16 protein-coding genes are annotated in these 13,652 nt (G+C 46.6%); 3 read left to right on the top strand and 13 right to left on the bottom strand.

The window, feature by feature from the left end; all coding sequences use genetic code 11:
* Nucleotide 1: 1 nt before the first annotated feature.
* Nucleotides 2–643 (bottom strand): YczE/YyaS/YitT family protein, encoded by a 642-nt coding sequence (locus ABSY64_RS06480; protein ID WP_349642275.1) that lies wholly within the window; start codon nucleotides 641–643, stop codon nucleotides 2–4.
* A gap of 148 nt (nucleotides 644–791) precedes the next feature.
* Here ABSY64_RS06480 and ABSY64_RS06475 point away from each other — a divergent pair, with 148 nt between their 5' ends.
* Nucleotides 792–1,565, top strand: coding sequence for a CPBP family intramembrane glutamic endopeptidase (locus ABSY64_RS06475; protein ID WP_349642274.1), 774 nt, complete (start codon nucleotides 792–794; stop codon nucleotides 1,563–1,565).
* Nucleotides 1,566–1,601: 36 nt separating this feature from the next.
* On the opposite strand, the gene ABSY64_RS06470 is transcribed toward ABSY64_RS06475, so the two are convergent.
* The 12 genes from ABSY64_RS06470 to ABSY64_RS06415 form a co-directional block, all read right to left on the bottom strand.
* Nucleotides 1,602–2,255: a hypothetical protein gene (locus ABSY64_RS06470; RefSeq protein ID WP_349642273.1), complete on the bottom strand. Its 654-nt coding sequence runs from the start codon at nucleotides 2,253–2,255 to the stop codon at nucleotides 1,602–1,604.
* The gene (locus ABSY64_RS06465; RefSeq protein WP_349642272.1) at nucleotides 2,245–2,610 is read right to left on the bottom strand and encodes a hypothetical protein; all 366 of its coding nucleotides are present in this window, start codon (nucleotides 2,608–2,610) and stop codon (nucleotides 2,245–2,247) included. The genes ABSY64_RS06470 and ABSY64_RS06465 overlap by 11 nt, the downstream gene beginning before the upstream one ends.
* Nucleotides 2,611–2,755: 145 nt before the next feature.
* Complete coding sequence (gene rpsI / locus ABSY64_RS06460) at nucleotides 2,756–3,151, bottom strand: 30S ribosomal protein S9 (protein WP_349642271.1); 396 nt, start codon at nucleotides 3,149–3,151, stop codon at nucleotides 2,756–2,758.
* A gap of 18 nt (nucleotides 3,152–3,169) precedes the next feature.
* Complete coding sequence (rplM, locus tag ABSY64_RS06455) at nucleotides 3,170–3,613, bottom strand: 50S ribosomal protein L13 (protein WP_349642270.1); 444 nt, start codon at nucleotides 3,611–3,613, stop codon at nucleotides 3,170–3,172.
* A 269-nt stretch (nucleotides 3,614–3,882) separates the two neighbouring features.
* Nucleotides 3,883–4,821, bottom strand: a complete 939-nt coding sequence (locus ABSY64_RS06450; RefSeq protein WP_349642269.1) for a hypothetical protein — start codon at nucleotides 4,819–4,821, stop codon at nucleotides 3,883–3,885.
* Between the two features lie 137 nt (nucleotides 4,822–4,958).
* Nucleotides 4,959–5,906 (bottom strand): hypothetical protein, encoded by a 948-nt coding sequence (locus ABSY64_RS06445; RefSeq protein ID WP_349642268.1) that lies wholly within the window; start codon nucleotides 5,904–5,906, stop codon nucleotides 4,959–4,961.
* Nucleotides 5,907–5,921: 15 nt separating this feature from the next.
* Nucleotides 5,922–6,863, bottom strand: a complete 942-nt coding sequence (locus tag ABSY64_RS06440) for a hypothetical protein (RefSeq protein ID WP_349642267.1) — start codon at nucleotides 6,861–6,863, stop codon at nucleotides 5,922–5,924.
* A gap of 160 nt (nucleotides 6,864–7,023) precedes the next feature.
* Nucleotides 7,024–7,428: a pyridoxamine 5'-phosphate oxidase family protein gene (locus ABSY64_RS06435; protein WP_349642266.1), complete on the bottom strand. Its 405-nt coding sequence runs from the start codon at nucleotides 7,426–7,428 to the stop codon at nucleotides 7,024–7,026.
* 14 nt (nucleotides 7,429–7,442) lie between these two features.
* Nucleotides 7,443–8,213: a tRNA pseudouridine(38-40) synthase TruA gene (gene truA / locus ABSY64_RS06430; RefSeq protein WP_349642265.1), complete on the bottom strand. Its 771-nt coding sequence runs from the start codon at nucleotides 8,211–8,213 to the stop codon at nucleotides 7,443–7,445.
* An 8-nt stretch (nucleotides 8,214–8,221) separates the two neighbouring features.
* Nucleotides 8,222–9,025: an energy-coupling factor transporter transmembrane component T family protein gene (locus ABSY64_RS06425; protein WP_349642264.1), complete on the bottom strand. Its 804-nt coding sequence runs from the start codon at nucleotides 9,023–9,025 to the stop codon at nucleotides 8,222–8,224.
* Nucleotides 9,018–9,875 carry an energy-coupling factor transporter ATPase gene (locus ABSY64_RS06420; protein ID WP_349642263.1) on the bottom strand — a complete coding sequence of 286 codons (858 nt, stop codon included), beginning with the start codon at nucleotides 9,873–9,875 and terminating at the stop codon, nucleotides 9,018–9,020. Before ABSY64_RS06420 ends, ABSY64_RS06425 begins: the two co-directional genes overlap by 8 nt.
* A complete protein-coding gene (locus ABSY64_RS06415) occupies nucleotides 9,851–10,672 on the bottom strand; it encodes an energy-coupling factor transporter ATPase (protein WP_349642262.1) in 822 nt (273 codons plus the stop codon). Before ABSY64_RS06415 ends, ABSY64_RS06420 begins: the two co-directional genes overlap by 25 nt.
* Nucleotides 10,673–10,857: 185 nt before the next feature.
* Here ABSY64_RS06415 and ABSY64_RS06410 point away from each other — a divergent pair, with 185 nt between their 5' ends.
* Nucleotides 10,858–12,534 (top strand): FAD-dependent oxidoreductase, encoded by a 1,677-nt coding sequence (locus ABSY64_RS06410; RefSeq protein ID WP_349642261.1) that lies wholly within the window; start codon nucleotides 10,858–10,860, stop codon nucleotides 12,532–12,534.
* Nucleotides 12,535–12,606: 72 nt separating this feature from the next.
* Nucleotides 12,607–13,626, top strand: coding sequence for a polyprenyl synthetase family protein (locus ABSY64_RS06405; protein ID WP_349642260.1), 1,020 nt, complete (start codon nucleotides 12,607–12,609; stop codon nucleotides 13,624–13,626).
* Nucleotides 13,627–13,652 lie beyond the last annotated feature (26 nt).

The raw sequence follows: 13,652 nt of genomic DNA, 5'->3' as shown, positions 1-13,652 counted from the left end.
GTCACCGTGCTGAGCGGTGGCTCTTTTTAACATAACGATATAGGCGCAACCAGGCTTGAATCGAATAGCCCGATAAGGACGCAATCAAAACGGTTCCAATACCCAGCGGTCCGCCGAAAATAAAAGCAATAATGCAAAACAAAACATCTTGAATCGTCCGAACCCAGCGATAGGCCAGCCAGCCTTTTTTCTCAAACAGGGCCGCCACCGAATCATAGGGCGACACGCCCATCCGACTGCTCATGTAAATGCTAATGCCCAGCGAAAAGCAAAAGATGGCAAAAACAAAAATGGCCAATTGAATCAGCAAGCCACCGTGGATAATCCAACGGTCCGTCCGCGCCATCAAAATCGGCGTCAGTTCCGCAATGATATAGCCCGGCAAGGACATGTTAATCAAGGTCCCCAGGCCAAATTGCGTCCGGTCAAAGGCCGCCACAAGCAGAAACAAAATCAGATTAACTGCCAACTGATAGTTCCCCAGATACCAATGAAAGGTACTCGAAACGCCAATGTTAGCAGCAGTATCCGGATCAATGCCCAACTTTGCCAAGCGAAAGCAAACGATGCCAAAGGCAATGATGGTCGTCCCCACTGCCGATAGCAAAAGTCGCAGGCTAAATTGTTTGAATTTTGTCTTCATAAATGACTCCTGCCGATTATTTTAGCGCTTTTTTCGGGCTCAAAAAATCACATGATAAGGCGGCAAAATTTTCCGTCAATTATGCAAAATAAAGGGCTTCAGCGTGCTATACTACCAGTTAGAAAAATAAATTTTCAAGGGAGCTCACATGACTAAAAATCCACAATTGAAGCGCTTGCTCTATCTAACGGCCGCCTTCATTGTCCTCGAACTGTTGATTCAGCAAGTTTTCGTTCACGCCATCGTGAACTGGTCTTTTTACCATTTCCATCTGACTCAATTGCAAGCCAACTTCATCTTTAAAATGGTCGAAGTCGCCGTCGTTCTAGGACTAAATTACTTCCTGACCAAGCAAAAGATATACTTCAAGGAAAGCTTCACCTGGTCGGGCCTAGCCTTCTGGATTGTCGTCATCGCCCTGGCCATCCCCTACTTCTCCGCTCAAAACCCAGTCGCTTCCTTTGCGACCGGCGCCATGGGTGGTTTTTCCGAAGAATTCTTGGCCCGCGGCGTCCTACTCGGCATGTTTTTGACCTACTTCCTCAAACAGTCTGATGGTAAAAAAGGCGCCTTCCGCGCCGTGTTCTATTCCAACTTGATCTTTGCCTTAATGCACTTGACCAACTTGAGCCATGCGTCGCTTGGCATTACCCTCTTGCAGTGCTTCATCGCCTTCTGGGCCGGTATTTCCTACGCCATTGCCTATGTCACCTTCGGATCAATTTGGCCCGCCATCGCCTTACATTTCCTCGATGACGTCATCGCCGAGGCAGTCATGAGCAACGCCATCCTGGCCGGACACCTTAACCAGGGATTCGCGATATTAAAGATTCTAGTCATTGTCATTCCAATCATTTATCTGTTAGTTACCAAGAAAAAGTCTGCGATTGTCCGCAAGATTAATGCGGATACAATTAAGTAATGAAAAAAGCTTCCCCTTCTGGGAAGCTTTTTATTTTCAACCAAACACCAACATCGTAACCACAGACACACAACCAACCGCAACTACGACGTACAAAGCCAGCCTCAAATTCTTGGTCAAAGCAATTTGGCTGCGCATCGTAAGATATACCGCAAGACTTACCATCAGAGGAAGAAAAGCCCAAGCATAATCATCAGCACCGAAGCCGAAGATATGCAATAACTGCCCGTAGTGCGGTAAGGTGAACCAGCTCAAGAAGGAAAGCAGTGCGAGTCCCAGACTGGCATAGGCAATCCGATACTTGTTCTTATCCTTTGGATTCGCTTTCCCAATCGGCGCATTAATGCGATTTCCTTTATCGAAGAGGTCGATACCCTTGAAAAGATACATGCCAAAGTAAGCCACCATAAAGAAAAGATAGGCAACTGGCATAATCATCGCCTTCATATCATAGGCGTCAATCATCGTCACAACATCCAAGATCAACAATGTGCCCCAGACCATTAACGTCACCAAATTTTGCCCAAAACGCGAAACTAAAAAGGCAATTGCAAGCACGCCGAATCCAGCCAAGATCTTCATATAAACCTTGGTATCGTCATAGAGCATCGAAATTGTCATGGCAATCATGACGGCGAAAGAGAAGGCAAGACATAGATTAGAGAATCGTTTTTTGAACTCAGTCTTCATACTGTTCACCCTTCTTCTTAAATAGATTACGACCACTCCAAAGATAAGTGATGAGGTAAATCAGATAAACGACCAAAAAAAGTGTTACAAATATCCAGTCAAAAATATTGGGATGGTCCGATATATTCGTAATCATAGATAAACCAATTAATGCCCACAAAACATCGACAAAGTACTTCGTGAAGTAGCGGAAAAAGATAAAAACAATGCCGACTAATCCAATCCAACTGAGTGCACTCGCCAAAACATTCTGTGAATTATCACTAAGGGCTACATAACCATCAACTGCGATTAGGACGGCAAAAGCAAAATTACTAGCCCAATTCGAAAATCGTTCCTTAATTCCCGGTTTCATTTTCCAAAACTCCCTTAAGTTCTTATTATAAATAGCATAACAAAGGGATTTTGCAACCATGTAACAGTCAGATTAAAACTGCTTTTCAGACACAAAAAAACAGCCACCAAACGGTCGCTGTTCCAAAACATAAAATATTCGAATATTAACGCTTTGAGAATTGTGATGCCTTACGGGCCTTCTTCAAACCTGGCTTCTTACGTTCCTTCATACGAGGGTCACGAGTCAACAAACCAGCAGTCTTCAAGGCTGCGCGGAAGTCAGGGTCAACCGTCAACAAGGCACGGGCGATACCGTGACGAGTTGCGCCAGCTTGACCTGAGAATCCACCACCGTTAACGTTAACGAAAACATCGTAGTTACCCAATGTTTCAGTAGCGTTGAATGGTTGCAAAACAACTTCACGCAAGTTAGGGAAAGGAATGTAGTCTTCGATAGTCTTACCATTCATCATGATTTGACCCTTACCTGGTACCAAACGTACACGGGCAACTGAGTTCTTACGACGACCGGTTCCGGCATATTGTACTGATGCAGTCATATCTCTTTACTCCTTTCCTTAAACTAACTTGTTGATGTCAAGCACTTCAGGCTTTTGGGCAGCGTGGTCGTGTTCTGGACCTGCAAAGACATGCAAGTTCAAACCTTGCTTGTGACCCAATGAAGTCTTAGGCAACATACCCTTGATAGACAATTCCAACAACTTTTCAGGGTTGTACTGACGGTAGTTACCTGCAGTACGTTCCTTCAAACCACCTGGGTGATTTGAGTGGTGGTAATAGATCTTATCAGTGGCCTTCTTACCAGTGAATGCTACTTCACCAGCGTTGATGATGATAACGTGATCACCCATATCAACGTTAGGGGTAAAAGTAGGCTTGTTCTTACCACGCAAAATTGAAGCAACAACAGTTGACAAACGTCCCATTACGACGTCCTTTGCATCAATGATGTACCACTTCTTTTCGATTTCGCCTGGCTTTGCTAAAAATGTTGTACGCATAGCGCGCTCCTTTGATTAGTTGTTTACAGGTTTGGTCGTTCCTTACCAAACAATTTACAATAAGTTTCCGGGGCTTATCGTGAGGTAAACAATACCGCTTACTATTGTACCCAGCTGGGTGCGGAGTGTCAACCGATAGCGACTTAATTTTTACTTTCATATCGAGAAAAGACATCTGCTAAAGTCTTAACCCGTCCGGAATGATAATCGGCTAATCCTTTATCAATTTCCTAGTATAATTCTTCAATTTTTGTTCATCATCCAATGCTTTATTGCCCCATCTCAAAATACTTTTCAGCACTAGCCGTCGTCACACTGTCGACGCCGGCGATGCGAATCAGCTTACGCATGGCTTTTTGATAAGCAAGACGGTTGGCTTCATTGGGATTGGTCAGATAATTCAAACGTTGCTGGTAGCCTCGGCGCTGGGAAAGGCCCGCGATAACGTTATCTTCTGGTGCCGGACGTCCCAACAAAATGGCAGTCGTAGCTAATTCGCCTTGATAGCTGATGGGCGTGATTGCATAAGTATCGCGGTGAAAATTCCAGGTGTGATAAATATCAAAAACTTGTTCAATCTTTTCTTTTTCATCGGCGCTCAGCTCCTTAAAATTCAAGGCAGCGTTGATGTAGGCAAAACATGGTGCCAAGATATTGGGAACCGCTTCGTTTTGCTTCAAAAGAAAGTCCAAGACCTGATTCAAGTAGATGAAGGAATATTCATCAAGTGGGGCATTGAGCTTTCCATAGGCGCGATCACGAATGCCATAGCGGTAGTAATAGGTATTGCTCTTGCCAGGCTTAAGCCGACTGGTTTGGTTGCCACCTAGAATCATCACATAAAGCGTAATGTACTCAACAAAATAGGCCGGTCCTGTGGCCCAACCTGCCAAGTTATCAGTCCAGATAATGGCCCAGGAAATATACACATAAAGAACCACTCCCACAAGCAGACGTAACCAACCAAAGATTAGATAATCACGATCCGTCGGGAAGCCCAGCATCAAGCGCATGCCATAGATATTGGCAAGCGGCTGATAGCGTACCTTCTTGCTTTTACGGTCATAAGAAAAGCCTAAAAAGTTAATCTTGCGACTCTTCACGCGAAAAATTAACGCCAATAAATCCGTACAAAGTTCCAAAAAGACGATGGCGCCGAGCAACCCTAACAGGCAGAGCCCTACCTGGCCCCAAAAACTATTGAACATATCATTCTCTCCTAAACTGATTCAATGCTCTTATTCTACAGAAAGAATGGTTCTGCCCCTAGCCTTCCGGCCGCATTGTAAAGGAGATGTAAGCTTCGTAATTTTATGTAATAAAAAAGCACCTTGCGGTGCTTTTTTTAGGCCCAATTGAGGTAGTTTTCTTCACTCTTGGCCATGACCGATTCAGCGCCCAAATGACGTTGGCACCTGCTAACCACTTTTTGGTAGGCGGCCTTGTCCGCTGCATTATCGGGATGCATTAGGTAATTCAAGCGCTTCAAGTAGTTCGACGTGATGCGGTTAGCTTCGATTTCATCGAGATCATCCGGTTTTTGACCTAAGAGGATGGCGAGGGATTCGTATTCACCGGTAAAACGCCATTCTGTGCGTTTGCTGGTATCCGAACTAATCCCATGTTCCTGATAGTAGTTGTAAATGCCTAACAAGCGCTCCCGCTCCTTTTCATCCATGGCATTGGCCAAAAAGGCGGCGTTCAGATAAGGCAAAACCACATTCAGGTAAATGGGACTGAGTTCGTGATGAGTTTCAAGCAAATGTAAGCTGTCCTTGACCCAAATAAAGGATTGATCATCCTGGTCTTCGACTAGCTTGGCCTTGATATTGGAAAGCAGGAAGGCCACCTTCAATTCACTGGAATTTGAAAAAGTTAGCTGCAGCTTCCGACCTAAGTTGTAACCGTAAGGAATTGGAAAAATATTTCCTAGGACCAAGAGGTAGCAAGCAAATGACCAGCCCGTAACGAAATCATTTTTCGGCGCAGATGGTATAAAAGTGACGTAGACCCAAGTCAGTGCCAGTAAGGTTTGTCCCATCAAGGCTACAAAGTAATACTTGTTATAGGAAAACTTAGCCGGGAAGTCCATCAAGGTCGAGTTTGGAAAGGCAAAAGTCAGCGGTCGGTAGGTTAACTTCTTCGTTTTACGATCGTAACGAAAACCAATTAAGTTATAGGAACGAAACGGCAGCTTCACGGCGTAGCCCAGTACAATCTGGACCAGCTCCAAGAAGAACTGCGCCAGCAAAATTCCCAAAATCCATAAGACGACACTATTAAGCCAATTCATTGTTCTCTCCCTTTCTTATTTCCGGTCCTGTCCCCACTGCCAATAGGCGGCACAGCTTTTCATCAAGAAGGATTCATCCCTCAATGAGCGGTGCACCAGCGACAGTTGGCGGGCATATTCCGATTCGAAGTAGACATTGCGCGGGTCACTCATGTAAAAGAGCCGCCGGCGGTAGGCCCGAGGAGCATGGCGGATAAAGTCGTAATCCAAGCCCGCGTTGGTCAAAATGATTTTCATACTGGCCAGCTCACCTGGGTAATCGCCGTAATCGAAGAGGCCGAAGCCATCGTTTATGTTGGCCCGACTATAGCGGTTATAAATGGCTTCAATCCGCGCATGCTGTTCAGGCGTGATGCCCTTCGAAAGTAAGGAGGAGTTCATGTAAGCGAAGAAGATGGCCAAATAGGCCACTTCCCTAGGTTCCTTTTGTTCAAGATAATCCAGAACCAAATCAACCCGGTCATAGCTGTGCTGGTCCTTGGCCAACAAGAGCTTGCTCCAGACTTGCATGGCGAGGTTGCGATTTTCGACGCGTAACTTACCGTTTTTGGTTTGGCCAGCTTCCGTCCCCGAATAATAAAGGGCTATCATCCAGGAAATCAAGGACATGGTCGAAGGGCCAATCACCCAGTAAAAATCATCCACGTGGTCAATCGTTTGCCAAACCGAAACAGCGACAAAAACGACCGTGGCAGCAATGGCCCGTGAATTCAAATAACGGTTCATGTCCTTTTGGCTCTTAAAATCCATTAGAACAGCGTGGCCATAAAGATTGTAGATGGGATGGAAGCAGAATTTTTTACGTTCAAGGTCGTAGGCTAAACCTAAAAAGTTGATTAAGCGATACTTTGAGCAAGAGAGCGTCCCAAAAATAACCGTTAAGAGGCTCATCGAAGCATAGATTAAAAGCCAAGTCACACCTAAGAGCACAATTTGGATGCAAATGTCGTTTAGCATGATTTCTCCAAAGTCAGTTTCTTCTCACAGTGTATCGAAGAAAAGGCCTTGATGGGGCGACTTATAGGCTTTGTAACCAATTTGTAACCTTAGAATTACAAAGTACAGATTATGCCAGATTTTTGTAATAAAAAAGCACCCAAACTGGGTGCATAAATTATTAAAAGGTTACGTTTTCCTGGCCAGCGAAGGAAGCCAAGCGGGCTGACTTAATCGTCAACTCCAACAATACTTCTTGTTCTGGATGAGGATGCATCTTCGAGAAAATCGGTGCCTTGAAGTATGAAGCAACATCGGCCCACTTCTTTTCAGAAGGTTGCATGGTTGCTTGGTTCGATTCAATGCGGGCGCCATTTTCGTTCAAGGGTGTCAAGATAGCAACCTTATCGTTGCTAGCCAACTGCTTAATCTTCGCCGTGTCGGGCTGGCTCACCAAGTACCAGTGATTGGGATGGTCAGGGTCAGCCGCGAAGCCCATAATGCGGGATGATGGCTGATTATTTTCGGCAGTGGATACCACCACCAAACCCTTTGCAGCCTGAATATACTCTTCAAATAATGTCATTGGTATACCTCCAATTATTCATTATACTCAATTTCATCAAGATATAAACCAGCGGCCGGTGCCGTGTAGCGTGCTTGTTCACGATCCTTAGCTGCAATCAGCGCAGGAATGGCATCGACGGGGCGACGGCCCGTTCCAATTTCGAGTAGCACCCCGACCATAATTCGAATCTGGTTATAAAGAAAGGCATTCCCTTCAAAAGTGAAAACCAGTTCCTGCTCGTCGGGCTTCACTTCGACTTCGGCTCGCGTAATCGTTCGAATCGTTGTTGCCGTTTCGTTTCCAGAAGCAGCAAAGGTCGCAAAGTCCTGCTCCCCGATTAAATCAGGCAAGGCCGCTTCAATTCGCGCTGGATCGAGGTGCCAGTGGAAGTGGCCGGTGTATTTGCGCTTAAAGGGATCCACATAATCCTGGGTGGAAACTCGGTAGAAATAGCGTTTGGAGTGGCTGGAAAAACGGGCGTGAAAGTCATCGCTGACCTTCTTCACTTTTTTCAACAAAATATCGCGGGGCAAAATCGTATTGAGGCCCTTGCGGACGCCCTCAGCGGGGATGTCAAAGGGCAAGTCAAAGTGGATCACCTGACCAAAGGCATGCACGCCGGTGTCCGTCCGCGATGCGCCGACCACTTTGATAGCAGGGTCTGGATTTTTAGCCATCTGGTTGACGGCTTTGAAGAGTTCTCCTTGAACCGTGCGTTCCCGTTCGACACCGTGTTTTGATTGAATTTGAAAGCCGGCAAAGCCAGAACCATCGTAAGCAACGACTGCCATGTAACGTGGCATAAAAACTCCTATCCCCAGATTAACCGGGCAGTGACAAAAATAATTAGGAAAATCAGCATGGCAATCGCCGCCTGGTAATCCAGCTTGCCATACTTCAAGACACGGTAGCGCGTTCGCTGTTCGGGGTCCTTAAAACCACGAACTTCCATGGCGTTCGCCAAGTCGAGGGCACGCTGCAAGGCGCCGACAAAGAGCGGAATCAAAAGCGGCACAATCGCCTTGGCCCGCTTAATCAAGCCACCGGTCGAAAAGCTCATCCCCCGCGATTTCTGGGCGTTCATCACCTTCACCGTTTCATCCATCAAGAGAGGGACAAAGCGCAGGGCAATCGAAAGCATCAAGGCCAATTCAGCAACCGGCACCTTTACTTTTTTAAGTGGTGCCAAAAGCGATTCCAGAGCAGAGGCAATGCTGGTGGGAGCCGTCGTTAAAGTCATGACGGTCGACATCAAAATAATCAGCACAAAGCGAATCACGACCAGGACGGCATTCAGCAGTCCCGGCTGCGTAATTTTCAACCAGCCCCATTGAAAAAGAATAGGAGTCCCCGCTGTGAAGAAGATTTGTAGAATAACCGTAAATACAATCAAGCCCAAAATGGGACGGATTCCCTGCCAGTAGAGTGACCAAGGCTGCTTCGTTAGGTACAAAGTCAGCAACAAAAATAAGGTCGCAACACCATAGGATGCCCATGAATTCGCAAATAGCAGAGCGAAAATATAAACAAAGGTCAAAACAATCTTGGTACGTGGATCCAAGCGATGAATCCAACTATTACCAGGAATATAGCGGCCAATCACGATACTATTCATGCTCGACCTCCTTTGCGTTGATGGCGGCAGCCAAAGCCTCTAGCGTCAAGGGACGCTGGTCAAAGTGCCAACCACCCTGCTCCAATTCCAAGGCAAATTTACCAGCAGTCGGCAGCTCCAAATGTTCCTGCTGGAACCATGCTGCGGGTCGGTTAAAGAGCGTAACTGGGTCTTCAACAGCCTGAACTTCGCCATGGGCCATCACAACGACCTGATCAGCCAAGGCCATAACTTGATCCATCTGGTGGGAAATCAAGACCACTGTCTTGCCTTCATCTTTTAGGGAACGGACCAAATCCAAAAGTTCCGCTTGGCCCCGAGGGTCCAAGCCTGCTGCCGGTTCATCCAAAACCATAATAGCTGGGTCAACTGCTAAAGTCCCCGCAATGGCTGCACGACGCATCTGCCCCCCCGATAAAGCAAAGGGCGACTTCGTCCAGAACTCCTCGGCTAAACCAACACGCTGTAAGGCCTTTTCTGCAGCTTGGCGAGCAGCCACCTTGGACTGGCCAAAATTCAATGGTCCATACATCACATCTTCGAGCACCGTGGCCGCAAAAAGCTGACTTTCAGGGAATTGAAACACCATTCCCACCTGTGCCCGCAACTTGGGCAAATCTTTTTCTTTTGTCTCAGCAGACAGCACAAAATCGTCGACCTTCACTTGACCGGCAGTGGGCTTTAACAAGCCATTAATGTGCTGGACCAAGGTCGACTTTCCAGAACCGGTCTGCCCGACAATGGCCGTAATTTGACCAGCTGGAATGGTTAAATTAACGTTATGTAAAACAGGCTGGGCCAATGATCCCTGCCCGTAGGCAAAGTTTACTTGCTGGAATTCAATAGCCACGATACTAGTTCCTCTTGGTTCAAATAGTGATCTGGACGGACGCGCAGTGCTTGGCTTAACTGAGCGGCAAAGGGCAAATCCAGCCCCAATTCGTGTAATCGTTCACCCTGGGTGAAAACTTCATCCGGACGGCCATCGAGTGCTAATTGACCATCATCAATGACCACAATTCGGTCCGCCAGGGCCGCTTCGTCCATGTCGTGCGTGATGGTAATCAAAGTCAGTTCCTGGCCATAACGCTCTTTCAAATCCTGCAACGTTGCCATAACGGCTTGTCGCCCCTCAGGGTCCAGCATGGCAGTTGCTTCATCCAGAATAATAATCTTAGGCTGCAAGGCCAAAACAGAAGCCAGGGCTACCCGCTGCTTTTGCCCACCGGACAAATGATGGGGTTCCCGGTCAGCAAAATCCAGCATGCCGACTTGCTCGAGCGCGGCTTGAATCTTCGCTGGCATTTCTTCAGATGGCACCTGCAAGTTTTCCAAACCAAAGGCGACGTCATCGGCTACGGTTGCACCAACGAACTGGTTATCCGGATTCTGGAAAACCATGCCGATCTGACCGCGAACCAGGTCCAAAGTCGCTTCACTTAGTTCCTGACCGAAAATTTTGATTTGGCCAGCGGAGGCCTCGAGCAAGCCTAAAACAAGCTTGGCCAAGGTCGACTTACCCGATCCATTATGACCAACCAAAGCAACCCAATCGCCCGCTTCGATTTTGAGACTGAAATCGTCAAAAAGAGCGGCTTGCTCATCGTAGTGATAGCTTAAATTGTCTAGTTCAATTGCGCTTTTCATTATGAAATATTTTACCACAAAAGCAACCTGTCCCTTAGGGCCAATCTAGCCGACAGTTAGTGACTTTTCGACGTGATTTTGCACAATCTTATCATGGTATAACCGTTCCAAAAATCGCTAAAGAGGTCTATAATTGAAGGGTAAATCGAATTACGTCGATTAATATTTCACAAAGGAAAAGAATAATGCCTAAAAAGAACATTGTGATTGTTGGGGCTGGTTTCGGTGGTGTCTTTGCCACTAAGAAATTGGCTAAAAAATTAAAGCACAATTCTGACTACCAAATCGTTTTGATCGATAAGCATTCTTACATGACTTATATGACCGAAATTCACGAGGTCGCTGCCCAGCGTGTTGAACCTGAACACGTTAAGGATGACTTGCAACACCTCTTCGGTCGTGAAAAGAACGTCAAGTTGGTCACTGCTGAAGTTACTTCAGTTGACCATGACAAGCAAGTTGTTTCAACCACTCGTGGGGACATTCCTTACGAAAAGTTGGTGATCTCAGTCGGTGGTGCCTCCAACGACTTCGGTACGCCCGGTGTTAAGGAATACGGCTACGAATTGTGGTCAATCGAAGACTCTTTGCGTATCCGCGAAGCCATCGAAAATAACATCGCTGCCGGGGCCGCTGAAAGCGACCCTAAGAAGCGTCAAGAACTTTTGACGATTGCAGTCGTTGGTTCTGGCTTCACCGGAGCTGAATTGGTTGGTGAATTCATCGACCAACGCAAGGTTTTGGCTCAAACTTACAAGTTGGACGAAGACGAAATCAAGATTGTCATGATGGAAGCCGGCGACATGGTTTTGAAGATGTTGTCAGACCGTTCCTTGGCTGACCGTGCTGAAAAGTACATGACTCGTCACGGCGTTGACATCCGCAAGAACTCAAAGGTTACTGGTGTTGATGCTGAAAGCGTGATCTTCGCTGACGGTTCCCACTTGCCAACGAAGAACTTGATTTGGACTGCCGGTGTTTGTGCCAAGAAGGTTATCTCAACTTGGGGATTCCAAGCTGGCCACGCTGGTCGTATCGACGTTGATGACTACATGCACGCCATCAACGAAGACGGTAAGACTAACCCTAACGTTTACGTTGCCGGTGATACGATGAACTACGTTTCACAAAAGACTGGTCCCGTACCACAAACTGTTGAAGGTGCTGAAAACGCAGCCAAGGCCGTTGCCAACAACATCTTGAACGACTTGGGTAAGGCCAAGGAAGCTAAGACTTTTGACCAAGTTGCTAAGTTCCACGGTTACGCCGTTTCAATTGGTTCACATTACACCGTTGCCGCTTTGATGGGCTGGATGAACTTCTCTGGCTTCTTCGCAAGTTTGGCAAAGCACGGTATCAACCTTTACTTCTACTCACAAATCAAGTCGGCCTTCGCCATTTTCCACTACATGTTGGATGAATTTTTCCGTACGAAGAACGGCCGTAACCCATTCCGTGGTACCATTTCACACCAAGGAAACACTTTGTGGGCCTTGCCATTGCGTATCTTCCTCGGTGTCTTCTGGATGATGACGGCCTTGGGCGGCTTAGGTGTCCACGACGCTGCTTACTGGCAAGGTGGTTTGATGCCATTCCTTTCAATTTTGACGGGTGCCTTCCTCTTGGTTGGAATCTTTACTTGGCCAGCCGCTGCCTTGTCGATTATCCTCGCAATCTTCGCCTGGATTTTCAACGGCTTCGACATTACCCAACTCTTCGTCATCTTCGGTTCAATCGCCTTGATGAACGGTGCTGGACGTAACTTTGGTGTCGATATCGCCCTTGTTCCTTTGATGGAAAAGGTCTTTGGTTTGGCTTGGTACGGTAAAGCTAAATCACAATACGATGATCTTAAAAAATAAGTTATAATAAAAAAGTGCGGATTGTTCGAATCCGCACTTTTGTACATAGAATGAAACGAGACTTGAATTTACATGGACCAGTCCAAGACCCAATCCTTGCCAACAATTTGGGACGATTTTCCCCGAGTAAAGGCTGACTTACAGGAAGTGTTAGTCGCCATCAATGAAAGTTGGCAGATTGGTTTCACTGATATTGATCACGCGATCAGGTCGCAACTAAACGCAGGCAAGCTTGTTCGCCCTGCCCTAACCATTATTTTTTCCCGTTTAGCAAAGGGTAATGACGCTGAGAGTCACGACAGCATGATTAAGCTGGCTGCTTCAGTCGAGCTCTTACACTTGGCCACTTTAATTCACGACGATGTGATCGACGAATCCAAGCTACGCCGCGGTACTAGCTCCATTCAGGCTGCATTTGGCAAAGACACTGCCGTGTATGCTGGTGACTATCTTCTGACGGGTATGTTTTCCTTAATTACCCAGGCAGACCGTCCTAAGCTAAGTTCTGACGTAATTACTGCGCTACAAGCCATCCTTTATGGCGAGTTAGCCCAAAAGCAAGAACGCTACGTCATTGATGATGATTTTAACGGTTATTTAAAACGAATTAAGGGTAAGACTGGCGCCCTCTTCCAGTTGGCTGCCAAGTTCGGAATTGCATCTGGTCACGAAGCTGTTGATGAAGGCCTTGCCACCACTGTTGACCGCTTTGCCGGTATCCTTGGCGTAACCTTCCAGTTACTCGATGACTACTTGGACTTTGAAAGCATCAGCCAAGAGGTTCAGTTAGGTAAGCCAGTAGGCCAGGACATTCGCAACGGTATCTATACTGCTCCTGTGATGTTTGCTCTAGAGCAGCCCGGTTACAGCCCTCAAATTCGCAGCTATCTTGAAAAACGTGATGAGATTAGCAACGATGACATGCAAAAGTTACATGCACTAATCATTGAAGCTGGTGGGATGCAATCCCTCTCCGACTTGCTGGCTGACTATCAGCAGCAATTAAACGACTTGCTCAATCAATTACCATCAAAAGAACTACAGGATGATCTTCAACAGCTTGCTAAGCTTTTGATGAATCGCCAAAATTAATTTAAAGCATACAAAAAAGCCAAGGA

This window comes from Eupransor demetentiae, assembly GCF_963930865.1.
Lineage (GTDB): Bacteria > Bacillota > Bacilli > Lactobacillales > Lactobacillaceae > Eupransor > Eupransor demetentiae.
Note: the sequence above shows the minus strand (reverse complement) of the source record. Positions and strands in the feature narration are given on the sequence as shown.